The organism is Flavobacterium poyangense, assembly GCF_011751075.1.
In the GTDB taxonomy this organism is placed as follows: Bacteria; Bacteroidota; Bacteroidia; order Flavobacteriales; family Flavobacteriaceae; genus Flavobacterium; species Flavobacterium poyangense.
The window spans coordinates 73,353-92,981 of sequence record NZ_JAALLN010000007.1 but is presented as its reverse complement, the minus strand read 5'-3'; the positions used below and the strand labels follow the sequence as shown (position 1 = coordinate 92,981).

At 36.2% G+C, this 19,629-nt stretch carries 13 protein-coding genes; 5 read left to right on the top strand and 8 right to left on the bottom strand.

Going from position 1 to position 19,629, the window contains the following annotated elements:
* Positions 1–8: 8 nt before the first annotated feature.
* Positions 9–617, bottom strand: a complete 609-nt coding sequence (locus tag G3A47_RS13180) for a nitroreductase family protein (protein WP_166923036.1) — start codon at positions 615–617, stop codon at positions 9–11.
* 396 nt (positions 618–1,013) lie between these two features.
* Here G3A47_RS13180 and G3A47_RS13175 point away from each other — a divergent pair, with 396 nt between their 5' ends.
* The 5 genes from G3A47_RS13175 (at position 1,014) to G3A47_RS13155 (ending at position 9,306) form a co-directional block, all read left to right on the top strand.
* Positions 1,014–2,855 (top strand): IucA/IucC family protein, encoded by a 1,842-nt coding sequence (locus G3A47_RS13175; protein ID WP_166923034.1) that lies wholly within the window; start codon positions 1,014–1,016, stop codon positions 2,853–2,855.
* A gap of 32 nt (positions 2,856–2,887) precedes the next feature.
* Positions 2,888–4,696: an IucA/IucC family protein gene (locus G3A47_RS13170; protein ID WP_166923032.1), complete on the top strand. Its 1,809-nt coding sequence runs from the start codon at positions 2,888–2,890 to the stop codon at positions 4,694–4,696.
* Positions 4,697–4,711: 15 nt separating this feature from the next.
* Positions 4,712–7,105: a TonB-dependent receptor gene (locus G3A47_RS13165; RefSeq protein WP_166923030.1), complete on the top strand. Its 2,394-nt coding sequence runs from the start codon at positions 4,712–4,714 to the stop codon at positions 7,103–7,105.
* A 4-nt stretch (positions 7,106–7,109) separates the two neighbouring features.
* A complete protein-coding gene (locus tag G3A47_RS13160; RefSeq protein WP_166923028.1) occupies positions 7,110–8,252 on the top strand; it encodes a hypothetical protein in 1,143 nt (380 codons plus the stop codon).
* A gap of 472 nt (positions 8,253–8,724) precedes the next feature.
* The gene (locus G3A47_RS13155; protein WP_166923026.1) at positions 8,725–9,306 is read left to right on the top strand and encodes a helix-turn-helix domain-containing protein; all 582 of its coding nucleotides are present in this window, start codon (positions 8,725–8,727) and stop codon (positions 9,304–9,306) included.
* A 182-nt stretch (positions 9,307–9,488) separates the two neighbouring features.
* Here G3A47_RS13155 and G3A47_RS13150 read toward each other — a convergent pair whose 3' ends face one another.
* The 7 genes from G3A47_RS13150 to G3A47_RS13120 all read right to left on the bottom strand — a co-directional run bounded on the left by G3A47_RS13150 (position 9,489) and on the right by G3A47_RS13120 (position 19,396).
* A complete protein-coding gene (locus G3A47_RS13150; protein ID WP_166923024.1) occupies positions 9,489–9,809 on the bottom strand; it encodes a helix-turn-helix domain-containing protein in 321 nt (106 codons plus the stop codon).
* Positions 9,810–10,237: 428 nt separating this feature from the next.
* Entirely contained in the window at positions 10,238–10,921 is a 684-nt protein-coding gene (locus G3A47_RS13145) for a phosphonatase-like hydrolase (RefSeq protein ID WP_166923022.1), read from the bottom strand.
* 2 nt (positions 10,922–10,923) lie between these two features.
* On the bottom strand, positions 10,924–12,081 hold the full coding sequence (locus tag G3A47_RS13140; protein ID WP_166923020.1) for a TIGR03364 family FAD-dependent oxidoreductase: 1,158 nt from the start codon (positions 12,079–12,081) through the stop codon (positions 10,924–10,926).
* 1 nt (position 12,082) lies between these two features.
* The gene (locus G3A47_RS13135) at positions 12,083–13,408 is read right to left on the bottom strand and encodes a DUF5690 family protein (RefSeq protein ID WP_243860453.1); all 1,326 of its coding nucleotides are present in this window, start codon (positions 13,406–13,408) and stop codon (positions 12,083–12,085) included.
* A gap of 2 nt (positions 13,409–13,410) precedes the next feature.
* A complete protein-coding gene (locus tag G3A47_RS13130) occupies positions 13,411–14,514 on the bottom strand; it encodes a sulfatase-like hydrolase/transferase (protein WP_166923018.1) in 1,104 nt (367 codons plus the stop codon).
* A 280-nt stretch (positions 14,515–14,794) separates the two neighbouring features.
* Positions 14,795–16,300 carry a SusD/RagB family nutrient-binding outer membrane lipoprotein gene (locus G3A47_RS13125; RefSeq protein ID WP_166923016.1) on the bottom strand — a complete coding sequence of 502 codons (1,506 nt, stop codon included), beginning with the start codon at positions 16,298–16,300 and terminating at the stop codon, positions 14,795–14,797.
* Between the two features lie 12 nt (positions 16,301–16,312).
* Positions 16,313–19,396 (bottom strand): SusC/RagA family TonB-linked outer membrane protein, encoded by a 3,084-nt coding sequence (locus G3A47_RS13120; RefSeq protein WP_166923014.1) that lies wholly within the window; start codon positions 19,394–19,396, stop codon positions 16,313–16,315.
* Positions 19,397–19,629: the final 233 nt, after the last annotated feature.

The window sequence follows — 19,629 nt, the reverse complement described above, 5'->3', positions numbered from 1 at the left end:
CCGATTTACTAAATAAACCTGGAAACCTTGCTGTCTATTGCTGTTCTTCTTTTTGTTACAGAAAGTGCCGAAGCTTCCGGGTAGCCGATATAAAAAATCCCTAAGGATTGCTCATTAGCTTCCAAGCCAAAGCTTTTTACATATTCTACAGCAGACCCACTTGAATCCCAATAGGAACCCAATTCAAATGAAGTGGCGCTAATAGCCATGTTTTGCACGGCACAGGAAACAGCAGCTATTTCTTCCCATTCCGGAATAGTGACCTTGGTACTTTTAGAAAGAATCACACCAATCAAACAAGCTGCATTGAGTGGATAATTTTTGAGATAATTATACTTTGCGGCTCTTTTATCTGCATCGGCGATTTCTTCATAGAGATACTTGTAATACTCTACCATATAGTCTCCGTATTTTTCAAGTTGACTTCCGGTAAGAACAATAAACCTCCAGGGTTCAGTCATTTTATGGGTAGGTGCCCATGTTGCGTTGGTTAATATCTCATTCAATACGGCTTCGGGAAGACTACCTCCTGTATAAGAATCTGCGTAAATGCTTTTCCTGGCACGAATTATTTGGGTTGCCACTTCAGACAAGGAGCCAATTTCACTTTTTTCCATCAAGTTTGTAAGGATTAAAACAATAATTAGGTGAATTAAGTACGAAAAATATGCAAATATATTTTGCTATTTAAAATTATTATAAATAGCTTTGCTGTGCAAATTTATTATTTATAATTAGAATAAATAAGAATAAAGCAAATGTATGTAGTAATTTTCATAAAAACAACAGAAATCTGCTTATCTCAGAAATAAAAAAACTAGCTCAATTAACTCAAAAATCTACCAATTGTATCCGTATGGGAGATAAAACCAATCGCTCCCAACCAGCAACAGTGGCGGTCACCATTTAAATGTTGTCCTTAGATATCAACTGTTAAATCGCTTAAAAATCCCTTTTCTGATCTCAAAAGATCACCACAGAAGAGTCAATTATATTCATTAAACCACACTACAATGCAAGAAAAATCTAAAATACAAAGACACGAAAATGGTCAATTAAATCCTGAGCTTGTCGCAGCACACCTTCAACCTGAAATATGGGAAAAAGTCAACAGGCTACACCTTAGAAAAATGTTATGTGAATTCTCGCATGAATTACTACTTACTCCACAATTGAAAAGTACTCAAGCTGCAGGAGGAATCTATAGCCTTTCCACCGCCGATGGGCAAACGGTCTATGCATTTCAAGCGCAATTGCTTGCTTTAGACCATTGGCATATTACTACAGACTCAATTACAAAAACAACAAACGGACTGGTACAACCTCTTGATGCCATAGCTTTTCTACTTGAATTTACTGAAGAATTAGGTTTTACCGATACAAGTCTGCCTACCTATCTCGAAGAAGTAATCAGTTGTTTATATGGTAGTGCTTATATGCAAACCAATAGCCAGCTTACAGCCAAAGATTTGACAACAGCAAGTTATGCTGATGTTGAACATGCCATGACAGCCGGACACCCTTGTTTTATAGCCAACAGTGCCAGAATTGGCTTTGATGCAGTCGATTATCAAAATTATAGTCCTGAAGCTGCAAAACCACTTTCATTGGTTTGGGTCGCAGGTCATAAAAAACACACTGAATTTACCAGTATCCCTCCCCTTAGTTACCATCAGGTGATGGAACAGGAATTAGATAGTGACCTAAAAACATCATTTGACTTGTTGCTTACAGAAAAAGAACTCGATCCGCAAGATTATATTTATTTCCCTATACATCCCTGGCAATGGCACAATAAATTGGTTTACTTATTTGCTCCCGATATTGCCACTTCAAAACTAGTTTGTTTAGGTGATAGTAAAGATTTATACATGCCACAACAATCGGTACGTACCTTTTTTAACGTAAGTGATAACAAAAGATTTTATGTTAAATCTGCGCTTTCCATTCTGAATATGGGCTTTATGAGAGGACTATCTCCTTATTATATGCGAACAAACCCACCAATTAGTGCATGGGTAGCCGATCTTGTCGAAAATGATGCTTATCTACAGAAAAAAGGGTTCACTACATTAAAAGAGATTGCTACTGTAGGCTACACTAATACGTACATTGAAGAAGCTATAAAAATAGATTCTCCGTATAAAAAAATGTTATCTACGCTTTGGAGAGAGAGCCCAATGGACAAAATAGCAAACGGAGAGCGCCTGATGACTATGGCGGCTTTGCTTCATATTGACACAGAAGGAAATTCACTACTGGCAGAATTAATTAAATCCTCTCCTTTGGATGCAAAAGGATGGCTTCAAAGTTATTTGCAAGCTTATCTTAGTCCGCTTTTACACTGTTTTTATTACCATGATATGCGCTTTATGCCACATGGTGAAAATCTAATTTTAGTATTCCGCGATAATGTTCCTGTAAGAGCCATTATGAAAGATATTGGTGAAGAAGTTGCTATTGTAAATCAGGAAAAAGAGTTACCGGAAGCGGTAAAACGAATCATCATCAACGTTCCTGAAGATCTTAAACTCTTATCTATTTTCACACAAATATTTGACTCTTTCTTCCGATTCTTAAATCACGTATTGGTAGAACACGTTAATCTGCCTGAGGAAGATTTCTGGAGTCTGGTAGCGGAATGCATCACAGAATATCAATCAGAATATCCTGAGTTGGAAGATAAATTCAGAAAGTACGATTTATTTGATTCAGAAATTATCAAAACCTGCTCTAACAGATTGCAAATGCAAAACAGCACGAAGATGCTTGATGCTACCAATCCGTTCAAGAATCAAAAATTTGCCGGCACCTTAAAAAATCCGCTTTCCATCTATCAGACCAAATTAATCTAGTCCTTCTTTAAAAACTATAATACGTAAAAACCATGAATATAGATACGCTGATCTCCCCTACACAAGCATCCAAACATTTAGAAAAGTCAGTTTGGGACAAAGTAACCCGTTTGCATCTTAGAAAAATACTTGCCGAATTCTCACATGAACGCCTTGTAATTCCTAAGTTGATTGAAAACAAAGACGGTTGGGGAATCTATCAACTAAGCAGTGCGGATCAAAAAAATATTTATCAATTTAATGCTAAAATACTGGCTTTAAACCACTGGTATATTGATACAGATTCCATTGAAAAAATAACTGAAGGTGAAACAGCTGCATTAGATGCACTTAGTTTTATCATTGAATTTAAAACCGAACTGGGTATTCCTGAGGAATCTTTACCTGTCTACTTAGAAGAAGTATGCAGCACCTTGGCCGGAAGTGCTTATCTGAATTATTATGGCAAACCAAACTCAAAAGAACTTTTAGAAGTTGGTTACCAGCAAACAGAATCTACTATGACGGGGCATCCTCGTTTCATTGCTAATAACGGAAGAATAGGTTTTACATCAAGTGATCACCGCGAATATGCTCCCGAAGCTGCTGCACCTTTTTCTTTGGTATGGCTTGCCGGACATCGCTCAACTGCTGTATTTACGGCAGAAAAGCCTTTAGATTATGATAAAGTAATGTTACAGGAATTGGGTGAAGAAACCTTGAAGAACTTTAACAATCAATTGTTGGAAAAAGGACTAAATCCTCAAGATTACTTTTATATGCCGGTACATCCGTGGCAATGGTTTAACAAATTGGCCAATATATTTTCAGCAGATATCGCCACTCACCGATTGGTTTGTATGGGGTATAATGAAGATAAATACCAGCCGCAACAATCTATACGAACTTTCTATAACATCACAAATCCGGAAAAATTCTATGTTAAGACAGCCATTTCGGTGTTAAACATGGGGTATGTTCGTGGCTTGTCTCCTAAATTTATGTTGTCTAACCCGCCAATCAATGAGTGGATTTACAACCTTGTGAAAGAGGATGATTACTTACAATCAAAAGGCTTTATCATTCTTAGAGAAATTGCCAGCTTGAGTTTTGCGCATCAATATTATGAAACAGCAATCCCGGGTGATACTCCTTACAAAAAAATGTTTGCTTGTTTATGGAGAGAAAGCCCGGCTGATAAAATCTCAGGCAACCAACGTTTAATCACTATGGCGGCATTGCTTCATATTGATAATGATGGTAAAGCATACCTTCCGGAGTTGATACAGGCATCCGGTTTAACAACTGCTAATTGGTTAAGACAATACTTTAGCTGTTATTTAAGTCCGTTATTACATTGTTTTTATAAATGGGACATGGTCTTCATGCCTCATGGAGAAAACTTAATCCTAATTCTGGAAGATCATAAAGTAGTAAATGCCATTATGAAAGATATTGGTGAAGAAGTTTCATTAATCAATACCAGCTTAGAGATTCCTGAAGTAGCTCTAAGGCTTACCACTACCGTTCCGGATGAGCGTAAAACATTGCCTTTGTTTACACAGGTGTTCGATTCTATCTTCCGATTCATCTCTGCCATACTTGTAGAACATGCCGATTTTCCTGAAGAAGAGTTTTGGAAACTTGTGGCAGAATGCATCTTAGATTATCAAGCTGCTCATCCTGAATTCAGTGAATCATTCAAGAAATTTGATTTGTTTGTTAATGAATTCAGTCCGGATGCTTTAAACAAATTGCAATTGAATAATAACAGGCAATTGAGAAACCGAGCTAATCCTTTTCAGGACTTGCCTTATATCGGTATTGTAAAAAATCCGGTCACACCTTTTTACACTAATTAATAAAAAATAAATTTCGTGAATTATTTAACATCATTAAACAGATACATCCCCATACTATTTATTACTGCTGCGTTCCTGTTATCCTCCTTAAATATGCATGCACAGCAAAGTCAAACCGGAACCATTAAAGGTAAGGTTATGACGGAAGACGGAAAAAAAGTGCTTTATGGCACTGTTAACTTAAATGGAAAATACAGCGTAAAAATTGATAAGGACGGTTGGTATATGTTTGATAAGCTTACCTCAAAATCGAATACCATTACGGCAAATATCATGGGATTAGCTCCACAGACCAAAACGGTAACCCTTAATACAGGAGAAGAAATTATACTTGATTTTACGCTTACCGCCGATGCAGAATCTCTCAATGAAGTATTTATTGTTGGAAGTAAATATACTATCTCCAAAAAGAAGAAAAGTGAATATGTGTCAAGACTTCCGCTTAAAAACCTTGAAAACCCACAAGTTTATAGCGTAGTAGACAAGGAACTTATCAAAGAGCAGATGGCTTTAACAGTCGAAGAATCTTTCAGAAATGTTCCTGGAGCGGCACCTGCAAAAACCGGAGCTGGTATGCCTTCTTTTTTCTCAAGAGGTTTTCAAACCAGTGAAAATTTCCGTAACGGAATGGCGACTTACCTCCGCACAGGTGTTGATCTTGCTGCTGTAGAACGTGTAGAAACCTACAAAGGTCCAAGTTCTACTCTTTTCGGAGCGCAAATGACCTCTTTTGGAGGAATTGTGAATTATGTAACCAAAAGACCGTATGATCATTTTGGAGGTGAAATTGGGTACACCATGGGTAGTTGGGATTTAAGCCGTATGACATTAGACATAAATACCCCGATTAAAGATGCTGAAGGTTTATTGGTAAGACTAAACATAGCCCGCCAGACCGAAAGCACCTTTCAGGATCAGGGTAATACTGCTACATTGCTTATTGCACCAAGTATTACGTATCAGGTATCAGATCGTTTAAAATTTACGTTGAATGCTGATTTTCAAAGTGTGCAAGGCGTTACTCCTGCCGGATGGATGGTTTCTCCAACATTGGGTCTAAACAGTTTTAAAGATCTTAATCTGGATTACCGTATCTCACTTAACGATAACTCTCTCGTAAGCAAACAAGGTTCTACCAATGTCTTACTTGATGCCGAATACAAAATTTCTGACCAATGGACTTCGCAATCCCGATATGCTTACGGTTCTGGTAATTATGATGACCTTTATATCTTTGATTTCATCTGGCAAAATAAATCGAGTGTAGATCGTATATTGAGAACATTTACAGATGAAAAGACCGTTCGAAAAAATTTCCAGCAAAACTTTACCGGAGATTTTAAAATCGGAAACTTTAGAAACAGACTTGTAGTAGGTTTTGATTATTTATCCAGCTCCAGAAGCACCCGCTATGACGGACTTGGATATGGTGGTAAAGTATTTGAACCTGCAAACCTCGATAATCTTAGCTTAACTCCAATCATCCGAATGGAAGATGTTGAAGCAGTTCTCTCTAAGAGAAATACAGGTCAGAATCAGACAAAAGAATCTACCTATAGTGTTTATGCTTCTGATGTTTTTAATGTTACAGATCAGCTTCTAGTGATGGCCAGTTTACGTGTAGATCGTTATATTGGTGATGGAACGACAAATACAAAATCTCGTGCCACTACAGGAAACTACAATCAAACAGCACTCTCGCCGAAATTTGGTCTGGTGTATCAGATTGTAGAAGACAAGGTATCTCTTTTTGGTAATTACATGAATGGTTTTAAAAACGTAGGCAGCAGACTTCAACCCGATGGAGAAGTTTCCGTTTTTAAACCTCAGAAAGCAGCACAGTTAGAAGGTGGTGTTAAGCTAGATTTATCCGACAAAATCAATGCAACTGTGAGTTACTACCAAATTGATGTCACTAACACTTTAAGGAATGAAATGAGAGGTACACAAACCTTTGTTGTTCAGGACGGAACACAGAAAAGTAAAGGACTTGAAATAGAAATTATAGGAAGACCTTTTTCAGGTTTCAATTATGTAGCTAGTTATGGTTATAATGATAACGAATTTACTAAATCGGCAGCAAATGTATTGGGAAAAAGAGCAGCAGGTACTCCCAAAAATGTAGTTAATCTTTGGGCAAGTTATACTATTGTTAGCGGTAAAGCACAGGGATTAGGATTGGGTATAGGAAATTCTTATGTTTCAGATTCTTTTATTGACAATACAAACGCCTTCACGCTAGACTCTTATAATCTACTTGATGCGACCCTGTTTTATAACCGCCCGAAGTATAGAATTGGTATTAAAGCCAATAACATACTAGATGAACAATACTGGGTAAGTGACGGCTACTACGCACGTCCGCAAAAACCAGCCAATTTTATGATCAACTTTACCTATAAATTTTAAGTAGATGGAAAATATCGATCAGCGTACTTTCCAAGCCCATAGAATGCTATTGGGGATAGTTATGACCTTTGCTATTCTGGATCATACCCGATTGTTTTTTCATTATTGGAACACCAATCCGGCAGATCTGGGTCATACTACCTTCTTTCTGTTCTTTACACGATTTATATCCCATTATTTTGCGCCCACCGTTTTTTTTATAGCCGGTATTGAATTATTTCACTGGATGGGCAAAAGAACAAAAACACAAAATATATGGCGTTTATTCCGATTAGGTAGTATGCTGATCCTTATTGAAATTTTTATAAACAATTTCTTGTATACGTTTGATCCATTTTATCGTACGATTGGTGTTTTTATAATTGGTTCATTAGGTTTGTGCTTCTATTTTATGGCGGGTTTGCAATACTTGAGCAGAAATCTAATCTTATTAATTAGTTTAGTTATTATAATCGGCCATCATCTATTAGATAGTATACAAATGAAAGGAGATTCGCCAACAGCTATCTTCTGGTATTTGATTCATCAACAAAAATTTATACCTCATGATGGGCGTTTGTACATCGTCAATTATACCTTGCTTCCCTGGCTAGGTGTTTTATTACTGGGTTATTTTTGGGGATTCTTCTGCAGATCCGGAAGTTCTCCTACACTTCGAAAAAAAGTGCTGTTGTACAGTGGTTTTATCCTCATAGGAGTATTTGTCTTATTGCGTGGCTTAAACGGGTACGGAGAATCGATCCCATGGAAAACCGGAGATTCTGCTCTCATCAGCGTATTATCATTTTTTAATCTTACGAAGTACCCCGCTTCACTGGATTTTCTGGCGATTACACTAGGTCCGATTTTTTTGTTTTTAGCGTATGCCGAAAATTGGAAAAACAGAGTTGCTAATTTCTTTTTTACTTTAGGTCAAATTCCTTTGTTTACCTATCTGTTCAGTACCCTTATTATTCATTTAGCAGCTATGCTTTGGTTGTACTTTAACGGAAAACCATTTAAAGCAATGGTCATTACAACGGCTTCGTATAGTGACAAAAGTCCATTGGTTAATTATGGCTACTCTTTGGTTACAGTTTATATTTTATGGATTGCATTTGTACTGATTTGCTACTTTTCTATAAAAAAAGTAAAACAGCTAAAATAAATACTAAATACAAAATTTAAAAGTACCTAAAAGGCTTTAGCCGGACCAGCAAAAGTTCGGCTAAAGCCTTTTTGTAATTAATCAATTCTTTACCTCCAGCTCAAGCTGGAGGCAATTAATAAAGGCTATTTAAATAATTTACTACAGAGAGAATCTTCCTTTGTATTTATGAATACTCAGGTTCATCAATAGCCTCCTGCTTTAGCTGGAGGGTTAAATTTGGAACGCTCTTAAGGCTTTAGCCGAATAATCAAAGTAATAGGCTAAAGCATTCTTTGTCAGCATGACTCACTAAGATATTATATTAAGGTCTGTGTCTCTTCGTGTTTTCTTTGTGAATCTCTGTGAAATAAAAACTAAGATAACCGAATCGTTTCTTTAGAACAAAAAAATGAAAATCACATCCGTCGATGTAAAGAACTATTTTTTTAATTCAAGTTAAAGTTGCATATTCGTAACAAATACGAAAAGAATGGATGATTATTTAATTGGGATTGGTAAACGAATAAAAGACATTCGCAAGAACAATAAAAAAACAATTAGTACAGTTGCCAATGCGGCTGAAGTTAGTAATGGATTAATATCACGTATTGAAAACGGAAGAACCATTCCTTCCCTTCCTGTTTTATTAAATATCATAAATGCTTTAGAGATTGAAGTTTCAGCCTTTTTTGAAGGAATGCCTAAGCCCTCGGGACAAAATTATATTGTATCCCGTGCTGAAGAAAATTCGATTATTGAAAAAGAAGATGATGCAAAAGGTTTTGCCTACCAATATATTTTTGGTAAGCAGCTTTCTTCTATTGGCTTTGAGGCTGTTTTATTAGAGGTAAAACCAAACTCACAAAGAGAAAAAGTAGAAACTGATGCTTACGAATACAAATACATGCTTTCGGGAGAATGTGTTTATATCATTGGTGATGATGAAGTACTGATTAAAGAGGGAGATTCGATCTTTTTTGATGGTAGAATTCCTCATGTGCCAGTCAACAGAAGTGCGTCAACTGCTAAAATGCTGGTCTTGTACTTCTTTTTTAATACACAACGAGATTAAATAAGCGCGCTGGGTTTTTAACCGCAAGGTGCGCAAAGGTTTTATGCAAGGTTCGCAAAGATTAAAAAACAGTTTTGCGTATAGCTTTGCGAACCTTGCGTACAATACGAATAAAAATCCTTGCGCACCTTGCGGTTAAAAAGCCGCACACATATTGTTCATCAAGATCTGAATCAACCAGTTTAAAGGATTAAAACTGCAAATACAAATATTCCTAGCACCGCAACCATTATTAAAGCGATTTCAACCGCTTCGTCAAAAGTGATGTCATGCTTAATTGCTTTTTTCTTTGTAACATATTTTATAGCTTCAACACTTACACCAAGCGCTTTTGCTATCTCGACAAGTTTACTTTCCTCTATGGTCTTCTCTTTTTCTATAGCTGATATTACTTCTAGGTTCGTTCCTAAAGCCTGAGCCAGTGCTTTCTTCTTTATGTCTTTTAGTTTGCGTATGCGGCTTATTTTTTGTCCTATATGTTTTGTTTTTTCTACTGTGTCCATAAGTCAAATGATAATTAAGAAAATTCGCAATAGATAGAAAGTAGATTTATGATATATAACGAATTAAAAAAAAGTTACACATTGTATAATCTGCTCGATCTTTTATCGCAACAAAGTAAAAATATGTTTTTTCTTACGTATTTTTATATGAAATTAGAAGCACTTTATAAATGTAGAAGAAAAGCCTAAAGTCGTACCATCCTAATACTTATGCCAACTCCTTAAAAGCAAAAACTCCTCCTTTACCTGAAATAAAGGAAGAGTTTAAAAAAAACAAACACAAAATATTACGAGCCCTTGAACGTAATCAAAATATCAGGTCTTCGACTCCGCTCAGGCAGACAAATGAAATTTTAAAAAAGTGAAACGTCTTTTTCCTTTTTCAAAAATTTGTTTCTATCTCTTAAAGAATACATATATTTAATAACTTATAAGAGTATGGCTCTCAACTCATTCAGATTTTCCAGAATATAAGTTGGATTCGCTTTCTGAATTTGCTCACGAGTCTGCGCTCCTGTCAAAACTCCGGCGGTCATGCCGCAATTGGCACTTTTTCCTTCCTCAATATCTATGGCTGAATCACCCACTTTTAAAACATTTTGCGGATCTTTTACTGCCATAAGCTCCATCGCTTTTAGAATCATATCACCATCAGGGCGTCCGTTTTTAACGTCATTGGCTGTCACTAAGGCGTCAATCGTTACTCCTACCTTCCATCCCAATTTATCGAGTAATTTATGGGCTGTGACAGTATCATAGCCCGTATTTAAAACCACTTTTATTTGATTGGCCTGTAAGTCTTTAAAGAGATTCTCTGTACCTTCAAAAGTCTTTACTTCCAATTCGTTATAGGCTTTTTCTAAGGCAATTTTAAAATTTGCGAAGGCCTTGTCTGCTACATTTCCGATATTTGTTACACTTGTACAAGCTGTTAAAACATCTGTGATGGCCTGATGCTTTTCTTTGCCGGCACCGTGTTTTAAAACATCCTCCAAAGACACCATAATCCCTTCTTCATTTATTACTTTTTGCACTGTCTTGTATACTACATTCCCTTCGTCAACAGTTGTTCCGGCCATATCAAAGACCACCAGTTCTATTCTTTGTTTCATTATTATACATTAAAAATTTTAGTAATATTTTCTTTTGAAAAGCCGGCACTACCCGTCATTCCTTTTCCTCCGATTCCTGTAATGATGTGAATGTTTTCTCCGACTGTATGTTCAAAAACATCTTTTGTTTTGCATTGCGAATAGGTTCCGAACCATCTGTTTTGAATCTCGTAAGTCGGCAAATCGATAATTTTCTTTGCTTCCTGTATCATAAAATTATCGATATCCATATCCAGATTAAAACCCAAATCGTCACTGTTTGCAGCAGGAGCGTATTGATGGGAATCTCCCAAAATCACAGAGCCATCCATTGCCTGTTTGAACAAAATATGAACGCCCCATTTTTTCTCTAAAGAATCAGCATTTTCTTTAGACTTAATTTCTTTAAACGAAGGACATTCATAAAAAGCTTCATAACGTCTGATCGATAGTCCTGTCAAAATAGAACCGTCCAGTTTATAATTGGCTTGCGGTTTGGTTTGCAACATTTGCAATTTTGACACTTCAATATCACTGTTAAAAAACAATTCCGGATACAGCGTTTTAAACTCGCTACCATTACAAATAATCACTTTTTTGGCTCTAAAAATTTCGTTAGCGGCACTTTGTAATGTTACGCCGTCATTGCTGTTTTCACAGTTCACAATCGCGGTATTGGTCATTAATTCCAGACCTAAAAATTGTTGCATATACTCCTGAAGTCTGTAAATCATTGTTCTTGGTTCTACCGTCACTTCATCGGGAAAAAACAAACCTGCTTTTACATAATCAGAGCGTAAACCCTGATACTTGCTCAAACATTCCTGTTTGGTCAACAAATTGGATTGATAATCATTGGTTTTATTAATTTGTGCCAACTCTTCTATAAGCTGTACTTCTTCGTCGTTGGAAGCCAAATATACAGAGCCATTTTGTCTGATTGAGATATCAAACTGACTTTGAATTTCTTTGTAAATCAACAAACTTTCTCTTCCGTAAGTTTGCCATTTTGAATCCATTCCGGATGGGACCACTTGTCCGAAATTCTGAATGGTGGCGCTTTTAGGCATTTTATCTTTTTCGATAAGTGCTACTTTTAATCCTTTTTTTAAAGCGTGAAAAGCATGAAAAGTTCCTAAAACTCCCCCTCCCACAACAATTAAATCATAGTTTGTTTTCATTTTAAACTAAATTATTTTTTAACTCATCAGCACTGTTTTGCAATACATCTAATGGGTTATATTCAACATTTTCCTTTTTCTTCTTGTTCTTTTTTTTAATAAGGTACAGCATAGATCCAACACTTACTAACACCCCCATAGCAGCCACTATATAAGCTCCGTCTATAAAAAAGCTCAGCCACGACAAAGTTGATTGTCCAAAATTTTTATACAACAATACCGAAACACTTCCCAGATAACCAAAGGCATCGGCCAGATAAATTAAAAATCCCGCATTTCCTTTTATTCTAAAAGCTGCAATAAACCTATCGAAGAAAAGACTGTTAAAAGGTACGTAACAAATGTACAATCCAAAGCCTGAAACTACCATCCAGTAGTAGGGACCTATATTTCCCGAATGGAATAAAATAGTAGAAAAACCTATTGAAAGCGAACCTATTATCAATAATACATGATAGAAAAACAAGGCCTTCATATTGTCTCTGAAATAAAAAGCAGTGCCCAAAACCATTAGCACAATCACAGCCACAATTACTTCTGAACTGGCATAAACAGCTGTATCTCCTTTATATCCAATACTATCCCATAATTCCCTTGCAAAATTGTCTCTAAAATCTCTAAAAGCAGTTAGGTAGGTATAAAACAAAATCCAAAGCGTAATGGGAAATAAAAACTTTAAAACTACTTTTCTACGATCGCTTTTAGTCATAGGAATCCGTTCGGATCGTAAGGCAATATCTTCGGCGGTTGGCTTTGGAATTCTTTCCAGCAACCAGGCAAAAAACAATAAGGGCGGTATAAACAATAAACCCGTTATCGCTGGCATCCAGAATTGAGAAAAACCCCAGGATTCCATTACAAAGAAACCAGTTGACTTCACTACTCCGCTTGAAACAATAAAACTGGTGCTTAAAGCTACTCCCAATATTTCAGTGAATTTTCTTCCTTCCAAATACGAAAAAACAATTCCCCAAATCATCCCTAACGGAATCCCATTGATAAACATACATAAAATGTTGTACGGTTTTGGAACGATCGCAAAAAGAACTAAAGCAGTCTCTGCAATGCCTATTAACCCCAACAGATAAAACACTCTGTTTTTAGCTTTTAGCTCTGAAATGACTTTTATACCAATAAATTTTGAAAGTACATACCCCAAAACCTGGGCGATAATCAGTAGAATTTTATAATCAATATGAAATACTTCCAGTCCTTCAAAAGTGGCAACGCTGAATGGTTTTCTAAAAGCATACATGCAAAAGTATGCTCCGAAAGCAGCCAATGAAGCCGTCAATACAAAAGGAATATCTGACTTTTTCTTATTCATTTCTATTCTTTTTTCAGAATCGGTAAAGCGGTTCCTTTCATTTCAGTATCTTTTATTTTGCTGTCTAAAAGCTGCAAAACAGTGGGCGCGATTTGATTACTGTACAATTGCTCCTTTGATCTTGCTTCTCCTAAAACGGAAACTCCATTCCCAAAAACAACCAACCAAACCTGGTCTGCTCCATTTATCTTCGAACCATGACTTCTCCAGGTATCTAATGGCTCTGAGCCACGACCGTGATCGGTTGAAATGATAAAAATGGTATTGTTTTTATAGAAAGGATCATTCTGAGTAAAATTCCAAAGGTCCTTTATCAATCCGTCTGTGGTGTGAGCCGAATTTAAATAGGCCTGATAATTTCCATCGTGTGCAAAATCATCCGTTTCTCCGTAAGAAATGTAAACCAATTCCGGGTGCTCTTTCTTCATGTATTCTAAAGCATAATTGGATGTAAAGGCATCAAATCGAACAGAATCCCACGGAGAAGGTACTTTTGCTTGCAATTCATTTAAAAAAGTCTCCCTTGGAGAAAGATTCTTCCCTTTAGCCTCCTCAAAACCTGCATTGACAGGAATTCCCGAACGTTCTTCGTTTACAATAAAAGGAAATACATCCCAGCTTCCGAAAGCTGCAACTTTGCCTTTGTACTTAGACAGTTTGTTTATTTTTTCTAAAACTGTTGTATTGGGATTATTGAACTTATCGTTGCTTTTGATTCTTACATCATCTGCAGCACCGGTTAGTATTTCATTGTAACCCGGATAAGAAAACCACATTGTATTAGTCAAGTTTACATTACTCCCCAAATTTCTATTTCCGTGCAATTGCCCCATTTTGGTTACTTCGTTCCAGAAAAATGGCATTAATGCTGTTCTTCGCTCTTCCGGTGTAGCTCTCCAGAATTTTTGTTTTAAATGGGTGGTGTCTTCTACATATTTCTTTTCGGACACTAATTTCTGATCTGCTCCGGTAAACAATTCCTGCCAACGGAAACCGTCTAAAGTGATCAATACTACTTTTGGATTATTCTTGATTTCTTTTTGTTGCGCGTTACCACTAAAAAAGCTTAGAAAAGCAACACTTGAAATTATAATTGATTTTTTCATTTTATTTATTTTGAAACTTTTAATACTGTTTGTATTTTTAAACTAATGGAGTAAATTCTAAAAAAAATTGCTCACTCTTACTCTTGAAGTATTTCTCGCAAAGTCGCGGAGCCGCAAAGTTTTTTATGCTCGCAGATTTTGCAGATATTTTTTTCTATAATTCCGATAAAAACAATCTCAATAAATCTCCTACCCGAGCGATAGCAAACAGGCGAAGCAAATCTACGTGAAAACTAACCTTGGCGCCTTTGCGACTTTGCGAGATTTTTTATGCCCTACTCTATTTAATAAGCCACATAACGGCATTGATATCATCTGTTCCGCCGTACTGATTCTTTAAAGCCGCATTAACATTTAAAGAATTGGTTTCGAATTCGCTTTGCGGATACTTCCAACGCATTGGGATTCTGCCACCATTCTTGTTAGACGGTCCAACATCAAATTTCGGAATGCCTGTTCTTCTGTAATTGAAATACGATTCTCTTTCTGAATTTTGGAAAAAGGCCACATACTTCTGAGTTAAAATCTGCTCCAAACCTGTAGCATTATTCCCTTTGTAAGCTACATTAACCTGATTTAAAAAGGTTGTGATCTCGGTAGCAGAAACACCATAAAAGTCCATTGAAGCTTTAATTCCCTGATTGTAATAAACTGCCGCATCACCGTTTACCCATCCTCTGTTGATCGCTTCTGCAATTACAAATTGCTGTTCTGCGTAACCGATTAAAATGTAGGCTTCGCCAATATAATTACTGTAATATCTCTTTTCATTCGGATAAGATAATTTTCCCTGATCTGAGGCAACCTGCATAGAACCCTGCTCGTCTCCGGTATTAGCAGCTACGTACGCATTAAGATTCAGAGGATCATTCGCATTAAAGTAAAAAGAAGCAGGATCGGCCACTTTGTAAATTCTTGGATCGTTATTTTCTTTCAGGATATTCAAATAGGTACCTCCCATAATATTCCTGTTTCGGTTAAAACCGTAATTACCGGGATTAAACTTATAGTTATTACCTGTTTCGTCAGAGAAATAGCGAGTCATATTATCTTTAATTCCTTCCATTAGAGGATATTTAGAAGGATTGCTTATCATTTTATTAAACTGATTGGCAACATCCAGTTCTCCTGTTTTTTTACTTAAACTGATTAGTACTCTCAAATGAAAAGCATTGATTGTTTTTTGCCATTTGTCTAAATCTCCTTTAAATAAAAAATCTCCCTGAACAGCTGCTGTTCCAATTTCTGCTTTTGCTACTGTGATTTGATCGTTTGCAGCATCTAAAAGCCTTAGAACCTCTGTGTATACCTCTTTTTGTGTATCGTATTTTGGTTTTGTAATCGGGTTGTTGTTTTTAGCCTGTAAAGCTTCAGACATTGGAATATCCCCCATTCTTTTAGACATATAATCTAAAAAGTAAGCATTGAAGAATTTTGCCAGCGCTCCATATTTGTTTTTTGAGTCTAATTTTCCTGCTTCTTTTTCCATGGCCTGAACATTAGACAACGTGGTGTAACGCAATGATGCCGCACCCCAATTGTAATCCTGATCTCCATAATAATCAAATGATATCGCCCAAAATTGGTTGTCTCTTTGTGCTTCTGACCACGGACCTTCATCATCTACATTATTCATGACTCTTAAAACCTCTGTCAATAACATAGAAGGTGGAACGCTCGTCGCACGATTCGGATCATCGGCAAGATCCTCAAAGTTGGTGCAACCTCCTAGCATAAAAACCATTGCAATAATTAGTATGCTTTTATAATGTTGTATTGTTTTCATTTTTGTTTATTGTTAAAATTTAAGGTCTAAGTTGATCCCGTAACTTTTTACTGTTGGGGTTTGCAGTGGCGAAGCACTTTCGTCTAAAAACTGATCTAAGTCGATATTTTTATTTTTTGAGAAGTAAAACAAGTCACGTCCGATTAGTGAAATGGAAGCTGCGCTCATGAATGATTTTTTCAAAAAAGAACTTGGCATATTGTAAGTAAGACTTACTTCTCTCAGCTTAAAGAATGTCTTGTCTATAATATTAGCAGCATAATTACCATGATAAGATTTTGCATAATCCTGATAGAACATTTTAGTGGTGTTTGGTGCAAAAGTTCTGGTATCTGAAATCACTTGTCCCTGACCATCTGTTATCAATTGTCCGCTTGTAATCACTACAGCATCGGTCACATATGATTTTATTCCTTTTACATCATTCGCTCTTTCCGGAGTATTACTGTCGGCATGTCTTCCACTCTGCCACATTTTCTGATTCACATAATTCTCGATTTTCCCACCATATCGACCATCAAAGGTGAAGTTTAAAGCCAGGTTTTTATAACTCAGATTATTAGTGATTCCCATTGACCAATCCGGGGCCTTATAACCTACTTTAGTCTGATAGGAATTAACCAACGGCTTTCCGTCTTTACCCACAATTAACTTACCGTCATTGGTTCTCATAAAGTCATTGATATAAAAAGCATCAACTCTGTCGCCAATTTTAATTAATCCATTGTTTTGAATACCGGCATACACCTCTTTTAAGTATTCTCTGTATGTAGACCAGTTCACATTGAAATCCCAATTGAAATTGGTGCTTTTCACTGCTTTCACAAATAAAGCTACCTCAATACCTTTTGTCTGAGTAGTAATACCATTTTGCTTGCTTCCCTGAAAACCTGTCGTTTCAGAATATTTTAAGTCAAAAATTTGTGGGCCATTCGTATTTTGATAATAGGTAACATCAAAACCAAATCTGTTTTTAAACATTCTGGTTTCTATACCCACTTCTTTTGAAGAGTTAAAAGCAGGTTCTAATTTTGCATTGTTCAAAATTTCACCAAGATAAGCTGCATTGTAAGTTGTTCCGCCGATTGTAAACGGATCTCTTAATCGATATGTGTCCAGATTGCTGTAGATATCTAGCGAACCACCTACTTTAGCATATGAAGTCCTGATTTTTAAAAAATCAACTAAAGGAATGTCTATAATTTCACTTAAAACAGCACTTAAACCAACTGATGGATAGAAAAACGTATTGTTTTGTTCGGGTAGTCTCGAATCCGTATCAAACCTTCCTGTAGCTCCTAGAAACAAAAACGATTTATAAGACAAGTCCATCGATCCGTACCAACTGTTTGTCTCAAAATGACTGTTGTAACTTGTTGGCTGCATTGGTGTCTGGGTGTTACTTAAAGTATACAATCCAGGTATTTTTAAATAATTGGTGGAAGCGACAGAATTTCTGTACTTATCGATATTAATGTTAGCTCCTACTGTTGCTTTAACTTCAAAATCGTTGATTATTTTATCGTAATTCAACATAAAATCAGAGTAACTTTTGAACCTGTAGTCGTACATCTCTTTGTAATCTCCTTCTGCTTTTTCTCTTCCATATGTAGACATGGAGTAAGGAAATTTTTCATTTTGAAACAAATTACTCACCACCATATTGGTTCTAATCAATGCAGAGAAATTGTCATTGAATTTGTGGTTGATGCTTATCTGTCCCGAGTAATCATTCTTGTAGTATCCTTTTAACCATTCATAGGCCATAAAATAGGGATTGTTGTATCGGGTATATTCGAAGTTTTTTTGTTGAATGCCTTCTTTTCCTTTTTGCCAGTAGTCTCTTAAATCTCTAATGTCATAATCAGCTCCACCCCAAATCAACATATTGTAGATATAGCTGTTAGGTCCGTATTGTACGTTTGGATTATTTGGAGAAGTTTGGAAATTAAAGTTTGAACTGGCATCAACCCATGTTTTTTCACTTAGATTGTATCTCCCGCTTAAATTGAAATTGTAGATATTCAATTTTGTATTCGGATTAATTCCGTCCTGATAGGTTTTAGACAATGAAAAACGAATATTTCCTTTGTCAAAATTAGAAGACAATGATAAATTACTGGTTGATAGTAAACCATCTTCCATAAAATTATCAAAGTTATTGGCACCTCTTGCCAACCACGGAGTTGCAATTAGTTTTCCATTCGCATCACGTGGGCTATCATATTGTGTGATGAGCTGTCCTTCGAACTTTGGCCCCCATTGATCATAATCGGCATCGTTGATTCCTCCTCCTTTACCATCGACAAAAGCATAGTTTCCATAAGAACCCGGTCCATAAGCATTTTGCGTTTTAGGAACAGCATTGTAGCCTCCCTGAATCATCGAATTATGATTGAATTCAACCACAAATCCTTTTTTATTGCTTGCGCCCCTTTTAGTGGTAATCTGAATAGCACCATTTCCACCTACCGAACCGTAAAGTGCTGCCGCATTTGATCCCTTCAAAACATTGATACTTTCGATATCGTCAGGGCTAATATTCCATGTATCTGTTCCTAAGGGTACACCGTCTACTACAACCAGTGGACTTTTACCCCTCAAATACATTTTCGGACTGGCAAAAAATTCAGCAGAAGAAGCGACAACTAAACCCGAAACTTTTCCCGAAAGCGATTTCATCACATTCGCATCTCTTCCCTTGGTTAGATCTCCTTCAACCTCCTGAACAGAGTAACTCAATTTTTTCTTTTCCTTTTTAATCCCTAAAGCGGTTATTACTACTTCATCTAATTTCTGAGAATCCGGATTTAAAGTAATCACTGCCGAAGTTTTGCCTGCAGTATTAAAATTAACCTGTACATATCCTAAAAAAGAGATTTCCAGAACTTCACTACTTTTTTGTAGTTTCATTTCAAAATTACCATCCATATCTGCATTTACAGCCGTGGTGGTTCCTTTTATAAGAACAGTGGCGCTAGGTAATGGCTGACCAAGTTCATCAATCACTTTTCCTTTAAAAGTGCTTGTCTGAGCAACAATTAATGATGTTGAGAACATCACTAATACAATCATTAACGTTTTTAAGTTTTTCATTTGGTTAATCAAATAGTTACTATTAGTAAATTTTTACAGCGCAAATGTTGAAATTATTTTACTATTGGTAAACTTTTTGATTTTAAGAAATCCTTAACAAGCTTTTATGATTTTGTCAATTTAATGTTAATGTTGCAAACTTTGTGATTTGTCTTAACCGCAAAGTCCGCAAGGATTTTTGTGTGGTGCGTTATTATTTTTCTCGCAAAGTCGCTAAGTCGCTAAGTTTTTTT

Excerpts from the sequence above, each read along its gene's own strand:
- G3A47_RS13180 (WP_166923036.1), bottom strand. The coding sequence starts at position 617 with ATGGAAAAAAGTGAAATTGGCTCCTTGTCTGAAGTGGCAACCCAAATA.
- G3A47_RS13175 (WP_166923034.1), top strand. The coding sequence starts at position 1,014 with ATGCAAGAAAAATCTAAAATACAAAGACACGAAAATGGTCAATTAAAT.
- G3A47_RS13170 (WP_166923032.1), top strand. The coding sequence starts at position 2,888 with ATGAATATAGATACGCTGATCTCCCCTACACAAGCATCCAAACATTTA.
- G3A47_RS13160 (WP_166923028.1), top strand. The coding sequence starts at position 7,110 with ATGGAAAATATCGATCAGCGTACTTTCCAAGCCCATAGAATGCTATTG.
- G3A47_RS13155 (WP_166923026.1), top strand. The coding sequence starts at position 8,725 with ATGGATGATTATTTAATTGGGATTGGTAAACGAATAAAAGACATTCGC.
- G3A47_RS13150 (WP_166923024.1), bottom strand. The coding sequence starts at position 9,809 with ATGGACACAGTAGAAAAAACAAAACATATAGGACAAAAAATAAGCCGC.
- G3A47_RS13145 (WP_166923022.1), bottom strand. The coding sequence starts at position 10,921 with ATGAAACAAAGAATAGAACTGGTGGTCTTTGATATGGCCGGAACAACT.
- G3A47_RS13140 (WP_166923020.1), bottom strand. The coding sequence starts at position 12,081 with ATGAAAACAAACTATGATTTAATTGTTGTGGGAGGGGGAGTTTTAGGA.
- G3A47_RS13135 (WP_243860453.1), bottom strand. The coding sequence starts at position 13,408 with ATGAATAAGAAAAAGTCAGATATTCCTTTTGTATTGACGGCTTCATTG.
- G3A47_RS13130 (WP_166923018.1), bottom strand. The coding sequence starts at position 14,514 with ATGAAAAAATCAATTATAATTTCAAGTGTTGCTTTTCTAAGCTTTTTT.
- G3A47_RS13125 (WP_166923016.1), bottom strand. The coding sequence starts at position 16,300 with ATGAAAACAATACAACATTATAAAAGCATACTAATTATTGCAATGGTT.
- G3A47_RS13120 (WP_166923014.1), bottom strand. The coding sequence starts at position 19,396 with ATGAAAAACTTAAAAACGTTAATGATTGTATTAGTGATGTTCTCAACA.